Here is a 12956-nt window from a genome sequence, read left to right on the forward strand (position 1 = left end):
GCCGGCCGGCGTCCCCGGCCGGCCGCGCGGTCAGAGGTACTGGCCGGTGCTGTGTCCCTCGCCGCCCTGCGGCGGCTGGCCCATCCCCGGCATGCCCGGCAGCATGCCGGCGCCGGGGCCGCTGGGCAGCGCCTGCCGGCCGGAACGCATCTGCTCCAGCTGCACCCGGGCGGCCATCTGCTGGGCGACCAGGGCCGCCTGGATGCCGTGGAACAGGCCCTCCAGCCAGCCGACGAGCTGGGCGTGCGCGATGCGCAGCTCGCCCTCGCTGGGCGCCTTCTCCTCGGTGAAGGGCAGCGAGATGCGTTCCAGCTCCTCGCGCAGCTCGGGGGCGAGCCCCTCCTTCAGCTCGACGATCGACCGCTGGTGGATCTCCCGCATCCGGTGCCGGCTGGCGTCGTCGAGCGGGGCGGCCTTGACCTCCTCGAGCAGCTGCTTGATCATGCTGCCGATCCGCATCACCTTGGCCGGCTGCTCGACCAGTCGGGTCGGGTCCTCGCCGTGTGCCTCGTCGGTCTGCACGGTGCCGACGGGCCGCCCGTCCGGGCCGACCACCACCACCGTTCCGGAGTGACCGGTGCCATCCTGGCCCGGCTCGTCGTTCTGTCCAGCGGAGTGCGCTTCGGTCATGGGACCCATCTTTACCCAGCCGCGAGCGCCCATGCGCCCGGGGACCGATCCCGACGGCGGATCCGCGCGTGATCCGCGCTACGGTCGCGCCATGCCCGCCGACCCCCGCGACGTGCTCAGCCGCCCCGCTCCGGCCCCCGACGTCACCGTCTCCTACGGCGACCACCCGGACCAGCTCGCCGACCTGCGCGTCCCGGCCGGGTCGGGCCCGGCCCGGCCGCTGGTCGTCGTGGTGCACGGCGGCTTCTGGCGGGCCGAGTACGACCGGCGGCACACCGACCCGCTGGCCGTCGCGCTGGCCGGGCTGGGCCACCCGGTGGCGCAGGTGGAGTACCGCCGGACGGGGCAGCCGGGTGGTGGCTGGCCCGCGACGCTGACCGACGTGCTGACCGGCGTGACGGAGCTGCCCCGGCTCGCGGCCGGGGCGCTGCCCGGCCGGGTCGCCGCCGGGCCGCCGCTGCTGGTGGGTCACTCGGCGGGGGGACACCTGGCGTTGTACGTGGCGGCGACCGCCCCGGACGCCGTCGGCGGCGTGCTGGCGCTGGCCCCGGTGTCGAACCTCGCGGAGGCGTACCGGCTGGATCTGGACGAGGGGGCGGTGGCCGCGCTGCTGGGCGGCGGCCCGGCGGACCACCCCGAGCGGTACGCCGCGGCGGATCCACGTTCATTGGTGCCCATTCCAACACGGACAGTAGTCGCGCATGGCTCACTCGATGAGCACGTCCCGGTCGGGATGAGTCGGGAGTTCGTCGCCGCCGGCCGGGCGGCGGGCGGCGACGTCCACCTCGTTGAGCTGCCGGAATGCGAGCATTTCGGGCTCATCGATCCGGAGTCCGCCGCATGGCCAGAGATCACGGCTGCTTTCCGATCGCTGCGGAAAGATCGCTAAGCATTGACGCAGCGTCGCTGACCGGGTAGAACGCCGAGGGGGCGTGATCCGCCCTGCAACGCTCCCCGGAAGGAACTCGGTGTCGCAGATGAACCGCAGGCGGGCCCTCCAACTGCTGGCCGCTCTCGGTACGGCCGGACTGGTCGCCGGGTGCGGCACCGACGACGTCGACGGCGAGGCGGGCACGGGAAGCCCGATCAAGATCGGCCTCGTGGCGCCGACCAGCGGCGGCCTCAAGGCGATCGGCGACGAGATCACCAACGGCTTCCAGCTCTTCCTCGAGCTCAACGACAAGCTGCTGGGCGGGCACCCCACCACCCTGCTCACCGCCGACGAGGGCGAGAGCGTCAAGACCGGCAAGGCCGCCGTCGAGGGGCTGCTGAAGCAGGGCGTGCTCGCCCTCACCGGCGTGGTCGACGCGAACGTCATGTCCGGCATCCGGGACACCGTCGAACAGGCGCGGGTGCCCCTGATCGGTTCCAACGCCTCGCCGTCCAGCCTCCAGAGCGTCGTCTACATCTGGCGGACGTCGTACGTGCTCGACGAGGCCGGCCGGGCGCTGGGCCGCTACCTGCGCGAACAGCTGGAGTCGTCGGCGCGGCTGGCGATCATCGCGCCGGACAGCGTCGGCAGCCAGGACGTGGTGCGGGGCTTCCGGCAGGAGTTCGGCGAGTCCGACCCCCGGATCAAGGACGCGGTGGTCTCGACGGAGGTCTTCACCAACCCGTCGAAGTCCGCGTACCGGGCCGACATCCGCAAGGCGCTGGGCCGGAACCCGACGGCGGTGTTCTGCTTCTTCGCCGGGCCGGCCGCCGTCGAGTTCATCAAGCAGCTGCGCATCGAGGGGTTCACCGGCAAGGTCTACGCCCCCGGCTTCCTCACCGAGGGCGCCGTGCTGAGCAGCGTCAAGGCCGAGGACGCGCTGGGCATCCAGACGGCGCTCAACTACTCGTCCGACCTGAACAACACGGCCAACCGCCGGTTCGCCTCGGCGTACCGCAAGAAGCACGGCACCTCGCCGACCACCTACGCGATGGCCTCGTACGACGCCGCGCAGGTGCTCGACCAGGCGATCCGGATCGCCGGCGGGTCACCCACCCCGCAGCAGGTAAACCTGGCCCTCGGCAAGATCGGCCAGATCGACAGCCCGCGCGGGGTGTGGCAGTTCAACCAGCCCCGTACGCCGCAGCAGAGGTGGTACCTGCGCGAGGTCCAGCTCGACGGCCAGGTGCTGTCCAACGTCCTGGTGACCGAGCTGGCCACGCTCGGCTGAACCACCACCCGCCCCACCCCACGCGTCCCGTGCCGGGTGGGGTGGGGCGGGGCGGGGCGGCGGGTCAGTGGCGGAGTTCGGCGATGCAGCACTTCACGCTGCCGCCGCCCTTCTTCAGCTCGGCCAGCTCGACCGGGACCGGGTGGTAGCCGGCCGCCTTCAGCTTCCCGGCCAGGCGGGTCGCCTCGCTGTTCAGCACGACGTTGAGCCCGTCGCTGACCAGGTTGAGGCCGAAGGCCAGGGCGTCCTCGGCGTCGGCGACCACCGCGTCGGGGAAGAGCTGCGTGAGCACCCGCTGGCTGGCGGCCGAGAAGGCGCCCGGGTAGTAGACGACGTTCTCGTCGTCGATCGAGGCGAGCGCGACGTCGAGGTGGTAGAAGCGCGGATCGACCAGGCGCAGCGACACCACGGGCCGGCCGAGCGCCTCCTGCGCCTCGGCGTGCGCCGGCAGCTCGGTGCGGAAGCCGTGCCCGGCGAGGATCAGCCCACCGTGCGCATCCGGCAGGTACGCGAAGTCGCCCTCGCCCTCGTTGGTCTCGATCGGCGCGATGAACCGCCAGCCCTGCGACTCGTAGAACGCCCGGTGCGCGGCGGCCTCGGCGGCCCGCTGCTCGTGCTTGAACTGCGCGCCGTAGACCGTGCCGTCGACCACGAACGCCCCGTTGGCCGCGTAGACCATGTCGGGCAGGCCCTGCTCGGGGGTCAGCAGGTGCACCTCGTGGCCGAGACCGACCAGGCTCTCCCGCAGCCGGTCCCACTGCTTGACCGCAAGCTGCGAGTCGACCGGGGTGGTCACGTCCATCCACGGATTGATCGCGTACTCGACCGCGAAGTGCTCGGGCGAGCACATGAGATATGTCCGCTTTCGCGCGACTCGCTGCTGGTTCACGATGACCAAGGGTAGGTACCCTCGAACTTTGGTAACAGCCACAACCGTTGCTTCCCAGAGGCGGAACGTTGCAGATAGATGACGTGGACCAGCGGATCATTGCGTTGCTCGTCGCGGACGCCCGCGCCTCGTACGCCGACATCGGTCAGCGGGTGTCGCTCTCCGCTCCGGCGGTCAAACGGCGGGTGGACCGGCTGCGGGCGGCCGGCGTGATCCGGGGCTTCACCGCCGTCGTCGACCCCGCCGCCGTCGGCTGGACCACCGAGGCGTTCGTCGAGCTGTTCTGCGCCGGTCGGACCACCCCGGCCCAGATCGGGGTCGCCACCCGCCGGCACCCCGAGGTGGTCGGCGCGTACACCGTCTCGGGCGAGGCCGACGCCCTCGTACACCTGCGGGCCGCCGACATCAGGCACCTGGAGGCGGCGCTGGAACGGCTGCGGGCCGAGTCCTTCGTGACCTCGACCCGGAGCACCATCGTGCTCTCCCGGCTCGTGGACTCCCCCGGCGTCGGCCCCTCGCCCCGCTGACCCGGGCGCGGCGAAACGCGGCGCGAAAGGTCGGCGGAGGGCCGGAACCACCCGCCGGCCGGACGCGTCGAACCGGCCATGACACGGGGAGCCCACATCTTCGCGGTCGGCACGCTGGCCGCGCTCACCCTGCTCGGCGGCAGCGCGATCCCGGCGGCGCCGCCCGACCCACCGCGCCTGAAGCAGCCGACGGCCGCGCCCGTGCTGGTCTCCTACGACTCCTGCGCCCAGGCGCTGGGCGGGCTCCGCGCCGCCGCCGACGCGTCCGTCGGCCCGTGGGGCTTCGGCAACGGCTGGCGCACCGGGGCCGCTTTCGGCGACGTGGCCAAGGACGCGTCCGGGTCCCGGGCGTCAGCACAGTCCGCCCAGCCCGCCCAGGAGCACTCCACGACCAACGTGCACGAGGCCGGTGCCGACGAACCCGACCTGGTCAAGACCGACGGGCGGCGGATCGTGACCGTCACCCGGGGCGTGCTACGGGTGGTGGACCCGGCCGCCCGCCGGGAGACCGGCCGCCTCGACCTCACGCGGACGCTGCCGGAGCTGGCGCGGGGTGAGCAGGCGACCCTGCTGTTGCACGGCGACCGGGCGCTGGTGCTGACCCAGATCGGCGCGGAACTCCAGTCGACGACCCGCGCCGCGCGGGCCCGCACCGCGCCGCGCCTGATCCTGGTCGACCTCGCGGGCACGCCGCGGGTGCTCGGCACCTACCGGATGGACGGCAGCCTCGTCGACGCCCGGCAGACCGGGGCCACCGCGCGGGTCGTGGTCCGCAGCCGCCCCCGACTGGTCTTCCCGTACGCCGAACGGGGCACCGACGCGACGCGGACCGCCGCCAACCGCGCGGTGATCGCCGCCGCCGGGGTGGAGGCGTGGCTGCCGGCGTACGAGTGGACGGCCGGGGCGGAACGGCACACCGGCCGGGTCGGCTGTGACCGGTTGAGCCGGCCGCCCGCCTGGTCCGGCACGTCGATGCTGACCGTGCTCAGCTTCGACCTCGCCGGCGACCGCCTCGGCGACGGCGACCCGGTCAGCGTCGCCGCCGACGCCACCACCGTCTACGGCACCGGGAGCAGCCTCTACCTCGCCGGGGAACGGCCGGTGCCGCCCCGGCCCGGCTCGTTCCGGGGGGACGTCCGGCGGCCGGCCCCGCAGGTCACCGAGATCCACCGGTTCGACACCGGCGCGCCCGGTCGTCCCCGCTACGTGGCCTCCGGTTCGGTGCCCGGGTCGCTCATCAACCAGTACGCCCTCTCGGAGTGGCAGGGGCACCTGCGGGTGGCCACCACCACGGGCGACGCCTGGGGCACCCGGCCGAACTCGGAGTCCGCCGTCCACGTGCTGCGTCCCGACGGGGACACGCTGGTCCGGACGGGCGCGGTCACCGGCCTCGGCCCCGGCGAGCGGATCTACTCCGTGCGCTTCCTCGGCGGCTCCGCGTACGTGGTCACGTTCCGGCTCACCGATCCGCTCTACGCGGTCGACCTGACCGACCCGACCGCGCCCCGGGTCACCGGGGAGTTGAAGATCACCGGCTACTCGGCGTACCTGCATCCGTTGCCGGAGGGCCGGCTGCTCGGGGTGGGCCAGGAGGCCGACCGGCGGGGACGGGCGCAGGGGCTCCAGGTCTCGCTGTTCGACGTACGCGACCCGGCCCGGCCTAGCCGGCTCGACCAGTGGCACGTGCCGAGGGCGTACTCCGCGCTGGAGCACGACACGCACGCCTTCCTGCACCACCCGGAGACGGGCCTGGTCGCCCTGCCGGTCGGCGACGACGTACGCCTGCTGCGGGTGTCCGGGACCGACATCGGCGAGGTCGGCACGGTCTCCCACACCGGCCCGGCGGGCCCGGTCCTGCGGTCGCTGCTGGTCGGGGACGTGCTCTGGACCGTCTCCGCCGCCGGCCTGCGGGCCACCGATCCGACCACCGCCCGGAGCCTCGACTGGCTCCCCGTGACCTGATCCTCCCTCCCCGGCGGGTGGGGCCCGGTTTCTCGGGGTTTCCGGGCTCCACCCGCCACCACCGCTCCGGGCTCCACCCCGTCGCCCACCGGTGGCGGGGCGTGGATCACAGGTACATGCCGGTGCGGTGTTCCTCCTGGTCCCGCTTGACCGGCTTGTCGCCCTCGCCGAAGAACCGCTTCCCGCCGAACTCGCCGTGCAGGCGGTCGTCCAGCTCGTCCGCGAGCCCGGTCATCACCTGGACCGCGAGCATGAGGTGGGTGGCCTGGAAGTTGCGACCGAAGACGGGGATGGACGCCCACACGGTGTCGTCGGCGCAGTAGAGCCGGCCGATCGGCATCCGGTTGGTCAGCTCGGAGAGCTTCACGTAGAGCCGCTCGGTCGGCTCGACCTCGGTCAGCACCGGGGAGAAGACGTCCACCAGCGGCGGGTTGTCGCGGACCCGGACGAAGACCATCGCCGAACCGGCGCGGATGTTGATGTCGCCGTCGGAGTCGACCTGCAACCGGTCCGGCTCCGACTTGAGCATGGTCGAGACGACGGTGCGGACCTGCTCGGCGAGCGCGGCCGCGTCGTGCTCGGGTGCCTGGGCGGCGGCGGCCGCCGCGAGCGCCTCGTCCAGGTCGGCCTCCACGTTGCGGTCGGGGCCGAACTCGCTGCGCGCGGTGCCCAGCGGTTCCACCGGCAGCGCTTCGCCCTCGGCGTCATGGATGAGGTAGACGAGGAAGGCGGGGTGCGGGGCGCCGTAGACGTCGCGCAGCGTCCGGGTGAGCAGGGCGGCCAGCCGGGTGGCCTCGGCGGTGCCGCTGTCCAGCCCGAAGTGCTCGCCGGAGCCCGGCACCACGCCGGGCGGCGACCAGCCGAGCGCGATCATGTCCGCCACGGCGGCCCGGTCCAGCCGGTAGCCGTCCGGCAGGGTGGCGTTGCCGACCGCGCGGGCGGCCAGCCGGCCCTCCTCGCCGACGTCGATGCTGACCGAGTAGACCGCGTCGCCGGTGCCGGAGGCGGTCGGGTCGAGCGTCAGCTCCACGTGCGTGCCCGTGGGCAGCGCCGCCAACCGCCCGGCGAGTGCCCGGGCGAACTCGTGCCAGGCCTGGGTGACCTTGGCCCGCAGGTCGGCCGTGCTGGGTTCGTCGAGCAGGATCGGCTCGTGGTGCGCCGGCAGGGTGCCGGGCGAGTCGCCGCCCGGCGCCGAGGGGTGGTCTGCCGTCATGATCGCCTCCGTCCGTCACGGTCACCCTACCCACGCGACGGGGGAGGCGAATCAGCCCGACCGTGATCGGACAGCGGAGGTCAGGCGGGCGTCCCGCCCGGGCGTTCGGCGCCGAGCCCGACCGGCCAGGCGGCGGCCAGCGCGCTGAGCCGGGCCGCCGCGCCGGCCGGGTCCGCGCCCCGCCCGACCGCCAGCCCCAACAGGTACGCGGTGACGGGCGCGCCCGGCCGCAGCACCTGGTGCGCCACGTCCTTGGCCAGGTCGAGCACGGCCGGCACCGGCACCTGGGCGGGATCCAGGTCCAGCTCGGCACAGGCCGCCGTCACCCAGTCGTCCATGACCGTCATCGCGCCCACTCCTCCGCCCGGCGTACGTCCTCGTCAGTGTCGCAGTCGAACCAGGGCGGCGGACCGGCACCGGCCCACGGCACCTCGCGCACCCGCAGCCCGGCGAGCAGCGCCCTCATCGGTGCCCCCGCCAGCGGCGCGGCGGACCCGTCGGGCTGCCCGCTGGCACGCTCGGCGGTGAGGCGGTCCAGGGCGGCGCGCAGCGGGGCCACCCGCCACACGCCACAGAGGGTCTGCCGCCGCCCGTCGCCGTCGACGTGGCAGGCGCCGTCGTGACCCGCGTCGAGGTGGCCGAGCAACTCCCCGACCGCCGCGCGGGTGAGCAGGGGCAGGTCGGCGGCGAGCAGGGCGACCACTGGCGTACCGGGGTCGAGCAGGGCCAGCCCGGCCTCGACGGCGGCGACGGGGCCGCCGCCCGGCGGCTCCTCCCGGGTCACCAGCACCCCGGCGGGCACCGGTCCGGCCGGCCCGACCAGGATGCGCGGCGCGGCGTCGGCGACCGCGGCGAGTACCCGGTCCCGCATGGGCCGGCCGCCGACCGTGCGGGCGGGCTTGTCGACGCCCCCCATCCGGCGCGCGGCCCCGCCCGCCAGCACCACCGCCGCGTACGCGTCCACCGGCCCACGGTATCCGCCCGACGCCTCGGCAGGGCGGTGTGGCGGCGGGTCGAGACCGCCTGCTCGGAGTCGGACACCGGCGCTCGACGCCACGCAGCGGGTCGACGGACGGGGCCGTCGCCGCGCGGCGCCCAGACCCCGGGGTGCAGGATGGCGGGATGGGACGGGCGACTGACCGGCGCGGCGTGCTCCGCATCGACCTCGACGCGGCGGCGACGGGCCGCGCCTCGGTACGCCGGCAGGACAGCCTCGCCGTGGAGGAACCGCTGGAGATCCGGGTCGGTGCGGCCGGTCCCGGCCGGCGACGGCCGCTCGCGGTGACCATGCGTACGCCGGGCGACGACCTCGACCTGGCGATCGGCTTCCTGCTGACCGAGGGGCTGATCCGCTCCGCCGACGACGTGCGCACCGCGCAGCTCTGCGCCGGCGCGGAGACACCCAACACGTACAACGTGGTGGACGTGGTGCTGTCGCCCGGCGTGCCCGAACCCGCCGTCGATCCGGCCCGGAACTTCTACACCACCAGCTCCTGCGGGGTGTGCGGCAAGGCGAGCATCGACGCCGTGCGTACCCGATCGGTCTTCGCGGTGGGCGACGACCCGCTGACCGTGCCGGCGGCGGTCCTGACCACGCTGCCGGACCGGCTGCGCGCGGCGCAGCGCGGCTTCGACCGCACGGGCGGCCTGCACGCGGCGGGCCTGTTCACCGCCGACGGCGACCTGGTGGTGCTGCGCGAGGACGTGGGCCGACACAACGCCGTGGACAAGGTGGTCGGCTGGGCGGTCCGCGAGCGACGGCTGCCGCTGGCCGGGCACGTCCTGCTGGTCTCCGGGCGGGCGAGCTTCGAGCTGACCCAGAAGGCGTGGATGGCGGGGGTGCCGCTGCTCGCGGCGGTCTCCGCGCCGAGCACCCTGGCGGTGGAGCTGGCCGAGGAGGCCGGGCTGACGCTGGTCGGCTTCCTGCGCGGCGAGGCGATGAACGTCTACACCCGCCCCGACCGGATCACCACCTGATCCGTCCGCTAGCCGAAGAGCCCCAGCCGGAACGCGGCGTCGCGGGCCACCAGGAAGCCGGCGATGCCGAGGATCCAGCCGAGCATGCTGCCCGAGGTTCGCATGATCCAGGCGTTGAGCCGGGCCAGCACCGGCTCGATCAGCCTCGGCAGCGCCATCCGGGCCGCCAGCAGCAGCACCGCCGGCAGGACCATGACCAGGCAGTAGCCGGCGAGCAGCCCCACCATCTCGGCCGCGCCGAGCCCCGAGGTGGTCAGCAGGCCGACCGCGCCGAGGTACGGCAGCATCGTCGCCACCTCCGCGAGCGCGGCGAGCAGCGCCAGCCCCACCAGCCACCGCGCCGAGGAGTCGCCGGCCGTGGCCCGGTCCCGCCAGCGCAGCACCCCGCCGCTGCGCGGACGCCGCTTGCTGTCGTAGCGGAAGCTGAGCGCGAAGAGCCCGACCCCGAGGACGAGCTGCGCCCAGAGCACCGGCCGGTTGTCCATCGCCCCGCCGAGGACGTCGGCCAGCCGGCTGCCGCCGAGGGCGAGCAGCAGCCCGACGCCGAAGTAGAAGACGACGATCGTGCCGAGGTAGACGAGGATCCGTCGGGCGTTGACCGGCCCGGGAGCGAGCAGCAGCCAGACGGGGATGAAGAGCGTGCCGATGCTCGTGCTGTCGACCAGGGCCAGGCCGGCGAGCGACAGCAGCAGTCCGACGCTCATGCGGTGCTTGCGATGGGTTGGGGCACGGACCCATTCTGTGCCGGCGTCGGTCCTGTCGACTCGCCCTACGGAACGAACGTCCACTACATCTTTCGACGGAGAACGCCACACCTTCGCTCCCGGTGGCGCCTTCGGCGGCGGTCAGCGCGGGCGGGCCCAGGCGGCGAAGCGGGCGGTCAGGTCGGCCGGCGTGGTGGCGTGGTCCAGCGCGGCGAGTTCCTCGCCCGCCTCGGCCTGGAGGGTCGCCAGGTGCATCAGCAGGGCCGGCCGGTCCGTCCGGTACTCGGCGAGCAGCCGCAGCTTCGCCGCCGAGCACGGCCAGGCGATCCCGCAGGCCGCGCAGCGCCAGGTAGGCCGGGTGGGCAGGTGGGCGCGGCGCCGGTTCATGCCGGGACCCGCCGGCGGGCCGTCGCCGGCGAGGCCGGAGCTGCGGTACGCCAGCGGACCCCCTCGCACCACACGTAGAGCGAGCGCCGGTCCACGGCGTCGCCGCGCGCGCCCAGCTGGTAGACGTCGATCCAGCACCAACCGTGGTACGTGTGCCAGTCGGTCAGGACGCGGATCACGCGCACGGAGATCGGACGGACGAACTGCGGGCTCGCGGACCGGGTCAGGTACAGCACGTCACCCGACCTGATCTGCCGCAGCACGGGCTTGGGGTCCGGCTTCGGTTCCAGCTTTGGCGGCGGCTGGCGCTCCGGCAAGGTCTTCCCCCTCGTCCGTCGGTGGAGGAGGGGGCCGCCACGGATGCTCGCCCGGCGGCGACCCCCTCGCGGCACGACCGGCGGGCCTCGGGATGCCTCCACCGGCTCGCGCCGTCTACAGAGCACCCTGCCGAGGGTTGCCAGCCGATCACACCGCGTAGCAGTCTGTACCGGGGATATCCAGGACCTTCAGGCGAGGAGCGGGGATGAACCGGGCGGTTCAGGTAGCGATGACGAAGGCCGGCGAGACTGCGGAGAGCCTCGCAGCTCAGATCGGCGTCGACCCGAAGACGGCGGCACGCTGGGTGAGTCAGGGACGAATCCCGCAGACCCGTCACCGTGCCCGGGTCGCCGAGATCCTGAACAAGGACATAGAAGAGCTCTGGCCGGACGCACTGAAGCGAAGAGAGCCAGCGTGGTTCAGACCGTGGACCGAGATTGAGCGTGAGGCGGCCGGGCTGCGGTGCTACGAGTCGACCGTCATTCCCGGACTGCTACAGACCGAGGAGTACGCCCGCGCGGTGCTCGCCAGCGGCCCCCTCATAGCCGACGCAGCCGGCTACGTCGAGACGCGGCTGCGACGGCAGGCTGCGGTCTTCGAGCGGCCCCGCCCGCCCCTCTCAGTCTTCGTGGTCGATGAGGCGGCGTTGCGGCGAGGCGCGCCGGCAGTCTTGGTGCCCCAGCTCGACCACTTGGCTGAGATGGCCGCGCGTCCAAACGTGATGGTGCATGTCTTGCCGCTGAACGCGGGCTTCCACCCGGGACAGGCCGGACCGTTCGTCATCGCTACGACGAGCGACGGGGAGGACGTCGGCTACCTCGACGATCAGGCCACCGGCCGCATCACAAATGACGTTGCTCCACTCTGGGCCGTGTGGGATACCGTGAGGTCGCTCGCGCTTCCGCGAGACCAATCCATCGACTTCCTTGAGGCAAGATCATGGCTGACCTGACCGGCGCGCAGTGGCGCAAGAGCACCCGCAGCAGCTCGAACGGCGGCAACTGCGTCGAGGTCGCCGACAATCTTCCCGGCGTCGTCGGCGTCCGTGACTCGAAGGACCCGGCCGGCCCGGCACTCACCTTCGCACCGGCGGCCTGGCGCGCGTTCGTCGCCGACCTGGCCGAGCGGGCCTGACGTCCGAGACGCAGCCGCAAGGGCCGGCCCGATCCTGGCGGTGGACCGCATCGGCGCGCCGCCAGCTCCCCAACGGGCGAGACGGAGACGCCCGGTCGGTGCTTGACTGCCCGGCATGGAGCTGAGCGTCGGCGAGCAGCAACTCCCCGCCACCCTGACCCTGCCGGCCGGGCCGGCCCGGGGCGCCCTCGCCGTGCTGCACGGCTCCCACGCCGACAACCGGTCGTACTTCCTCTATGAGCACCTGGCCCGGCTGCTGCCGCCTGCCGGCATCGCGGTGCTGCGCTACGACCGGCGCCCCCGGATCGACGGACGCGACGTGCCGATGAACGCCCAGGCCGACGATGCGGCGGCGGCCCTGGACGTGCTGCGCCGGCAGGTCGGTGACGTCCCGGTCGGACTGTGGGGGTTCAGCCAGGGAGCCTGGGCGGCGGCGCTGACCGCCAGCCGCCACCCGGTCGACCTCCTCGTGCTCGTCGGGTGCAGCGGGGTCAGCCCCGCCCGGCAGATGCGGTACGGCACCGCCGAGCAACTTCGCCGCCACGGGTACGGCGACGCCGACCTCGCCGAGCTGGACCGGCTGCGTGGCGTCGCAGAGGCGTACCTTCGCGGCGGGCTGTCCCGGGCGGCCGCCCAGGCGGAGCTGGACGCCGCCGTCGAGCGGCCCTGGTTCCCGCTGGCGTTCCTGCCGCGCGAGGTGCCGGAGCCCGGCGCCTGGCCCGACATGGACTTCGATCCGGAACCGGTATTCGGGGCGCTGACCTGCCCGGTGCTGCTCTGCTACGGCGACACCGACGCCTGGATCCCGATCGAGGAGAGCCTGACGGTGTGGCGCCGGGCGGCCGTTGCGGCAGACCTGACCATCGCCCGGCTGGCCGGCTGCGACCACGCGCCCACCCTGCACGAGGCCGAGAACCTGGCCGGCATCAGCCCGCAGTACGCACAGATCCTGCTCGCCTGGCTGGACCGGCAGGTCTCCTGCCCGACCACATAGCCGAGCCAACACGGGTGTCGCTGGTCCACCGGCAGCTCTCTGCGCCCGTCGCTGCTGCC

General features: G+C 73.8%; 16 protein-coding genes. 8 read left to right on the forward strand and 8 right to left on the reverse strand.

Annotated features, from left to right (window positions below):
* Positions 1-30: 30 nt before the first annotated feature.
* Positions 31-639 (reverse strand): bacterial proteasome activator family protein, encoded by a 609-nt coding sequence (locus RM555_RS00620; RefSeq protein ID WP_132240499.1) that lies wholly within the window; start codon positions 637-639, stop codon positions 31-33.
* Between the two features lie 82 nt (positions 640-721).
* Here RM555_RS00620 and RM555_RS00625 point away from each other — a divergent pair, with 82 nt between their 5' ends.
* Together RM555_RS00625 and RM555_RS00630 are read left to right on the forward strand one after the other, a co-directional pair.
* Positions 722-1519, forward strand: a complete 798-nt coding sequence (locus RM555_RS00625; RefSeq protein ID WP_311409906.1) for an alpha/beta hydrolase family protein — start codon at positions 722-724, stop codon at positions 1517-1519.
* A gap of 79 nt (positions 1520-1598) precedes the next feature.
* Entirely contained in the window at positions 1599-2792 is a 1194-nt protein-coding gene (locus tag RM555_RS00630) for an ABC transporter substrate-binding protein (RefSeq protein WP_311409907.1), read from the forward strand.
* A 64-nt stretch (positions 2793-2856) separates the two neighbouring features.
* Here the strand turns inward: RM555_RS00630 and ddaH are convergent, their stop codons facing one another.
* Entirely contained in the window at positions 2857-3690 is an 834-nt protein-coding gene (gene ddaH, locus RM555_RS00635; protein WP_396888646.1) for a dimethylargininase, read from the reverse strand.
* A 59-nt stretch (positions 3691-3749) separates the two neighbouring features.
* Here ddaH and RM555_RS00640 point away from each other — a divergent pair, with 59 nt between their 5' ends.
* Complete coding sequence (locus RM555_RS00640; RefSeq protein WP_311409908.1) at positions 3750-4208, forward strand: Lrp/AsnC family transcriptional regulator; 459 nt, start codon at positions 3750-3752, stop codon at positions 4206-4208.
* A gap of 78 nt (positions 4209-4286) precedes the next feature.
* Positions 4287-6170: a beta-propeller domain-containing protein gene (locus RM555_RS00645; RefSeq protein WP_311409909.1), complete on the forward strand. Its 1884-nt coding sequence runs from the start codon at positions 4287-4289 to the stop codon at positions 6168-6170.
* A 106-nt stretch (positions 6171-6276) separates the two neighbouring features.
* On the opposite strand, the gene RM555_RS00650 is transcribed toward RM555_RS00645, so the two are convergent.
* From RM555_RS00650 to mobA, 3 genes are all read right to left on the reverse strand, one after another.
* Positions 6277-7383 carry a T3SS (YopN, CesT) and YbjN peptide-binding chaperone 1 gene (locus RM555_RS00650; RefSeq protein ID WP_311409910.1) on the reverse strand — a complete coding sequence of 369 codons (1107 nt, stop codon included), beginning with the start codon at positions 7381-7383 and terminating at the stop codon, positions 6277-6279.
* A gap of 80 nt (positions 7384-7463) precedes the next feature.
* Complete coding sequence (locus RM555_RS00655; RefSeq protein ID WP_132240493.1) at positions 7464-7730, reverse strand: DUF6457 domain-containing protein; 267 nt, start codon at positions 7728-7730, stop codon at positions 7464-7466.
* On the reverse strand, positions 7727-8347 hold the full coding sequence (gene mobA / locus RM555_RS00660) for a molybdenum cofactor guanylyltransferase (protein ID WP_311409911.1): 621 nt from the start codon (positions 8345-8347) through the stop codon (positions 7727-7729). The genes RM555_RS00655 and mobA overlap by 4 nt, the downstream gene beginning before the upstream one ends.
* Positions 8348-8505: 158 nt before the next feature.
* Between mobA and fdhD the strand changes: the two genes are divergently transcribed.
* A complete protein-coding gene (fdhD, locus tag RM555_RS00665; RefSeq protein WP_311409912.1) occupies positions 8506-9360 on the forward strand; it encodes a formate dehydrogenase accessory sulfurtransferase FdhD in 855 nt (284 codons plus the stop codon).
* Between the two features lie 8 nt (positions 9361-9368).
* Here fdhD and RM555_RS00670 read toward each other — a convergent pair whose 3' ends face one another.
* The 3 genes from RM555_RS00670 to RM555_RS00680 form a co-directional block, all read right to left on the reverse strand.
* Positions 9369-10064 (reverse strand): GAP family protein, encoded by a 696-nt coding sequence (locus RM555_RS00670; protein ID WP_311409913.1) that lies wholly within the window; start codon positions 10062-10064, stop codon positions 9369-9371.
* A 141-nt stretch (positions 10065-10205) separates the two neighbouring features.
* The gene (locus RM555_RS00675; RefSeq protein WP_311409914.1) at positions 10206-10451 is read right to left on the reverse strand and encodes a flavin reductase; all 246 of its coding nucleotides are present in this window, start codon (positions 10449-10451) and stop codon (positions 10206-10208) included.
* Positions 10448-10768: a hypothetical protein gene (locus tag RM555_RS00680; protein WP_396888647.1), complete on the reverse strand. Its 321-nt coding sequence runs from the start codon at positions 10766-10768 to the stop codon at positions 10448-10450. The genes RM555_RS00675 and RM555_RS00680 overlap by 4 nt, the downstream gene beginning before the upstream one ends.
* A 206-nt stretch (positions 10769-10974) precedes the next feature.
* Between RM555_RS00680 and RM555_RS00685 the strand changes: the two genes are divergently transcribed.
* From RM555_RS00685 to RM555_RS00695, 3 genes are all read left to right on the forward strand, one after another.
* Positions 10975-11721 carry a helix-turn-helix transcriptional regulator gene (locus RM555_RS00685; RefSeq protein WP_311409915.1) on the forward strand — a complete coding sequence of 249 codons (747 nt, stop codon included), beginning with the start codon at positions 10975-10977 and terminating at the stop codon, positions 11719-11721.
* Positions 11709-11903, forward strand: coding sequence for a DUF397 domain-containing protein (locus RM555_RS00690; protein ID WP_311409916.1), 195 nt, complete (start codon positions 11709-11711; stop codon positions 11901-11903). The genes RM555_RS00685 and RM555_RS00690 overlap by 13 nt, the downstream gene beginning before the upstream one ends.
* A 115-nt stretch (positions 11904-12018) precedes the next feature.
* On the forward strand, positions 12019-12897 hold the full coding sequence (locus tag RM555_RS00695; RefSeq protein ID WP_311409917.1) for an alpha/beta hydrolase family protein: 879 nt from the start codon (positions 12019-12021) through the stop codon (positions 12895-12897).
* The last annotated feature ends 59 nt before the right edge of the window (positions 12898-12956 follow it).

This window comes from Micromonospora reichwaldensis, from assembly GCF_031845925.1.
In the GTDB taxonomy this organism is placed as follows: Bacteria; Actinomycetota; Actinomycetes; order Mycobacteriales; family Micromonosporaceae; genus Micromonospora; species Micromonospora reichwaldensis.

Excerpts from the sequence above, each read along its gene's own strand:
- RM555_RS00675 (WP_311409914.1), bottom strand. The coding sequence starts at position 10,451 with ATGAACCGGCGCCGCGCCCACCTGCCCACCCGGCCTACCTGGCGCTGC.
- fdhD (WP_311409912.1), top strand. The coding sequence starts at position 8,506 with ATGGGACGGGCGACTGACCGGCGCGGCGTGCTCCGCATCGACCTCGAC.
- RM555_RS00645 (WP_311409909.1), top strand. The coding sequence starts at position 4,287 with ATGACACGGGGAGCCCACATCTTCGCGGTCGGCACGCTGGCCGCGCTC.
- RM555_RS00695 (WP_311409917.1), top strand. The coding sequence starts at position 12,019 with ATGGAGCTGAGCGTCGGCGAGCAGCAACTCCCCGCCACCCTGACCCTG.
- RM555_RS00690 (WP_311409916.1), top strand. The coding sequence starts at position 11,709 with ATGGCTGACCTGACCGGCGCGCAGTGGCGCAAGAGCACCCGCAGCAGC.
- RM555_RS00625 (WP_311409906.1), top strand. The coding sequence starts at position 722 with ATGCCCGCCGACCCCCGCGACGTGCTCAGCCGCCCCGCTCCGGCCCCC.
- RM555_RS00650 (WP_311409910.1), bottom strand. The coding sequence starts at position 7,383 with ATGACGGCAGACCACCCCTCGGCGCCGGGCGGCGACTCGCCCGGCACC.
- RM555_RS00670 (WP_311409913.1), bottom strand. The coding sequence starts at position 10,064 with ATGAGCGTCGGACTGCTGCTGTCGCTCGCCGGCCTGGCCCTGGTCGAC.
- RM555_RS00655 (WP_132240493.1), bottom strand. The coding sequence starts at position 7,730 with ATGACGGTCATGGACGACTGGGTGACGGCGGCCTGTGCCGAGCTGGAC.
- RM555_RS00685 (WP_311409915.1), top strand. The coding sequence starts at position 10,975 with ATGAACCGGGCGGTTCAGGTAGCGATGACGAAGGCCGGCGAGACTGCG.
- RM555_RS00620 (WP_132240499.1), bottom strand. The coding sequence starts at position 639 with ATGGGTCCCATGACCGAAGCGCACTCCGCTGGACAGAACGACGAGCCG.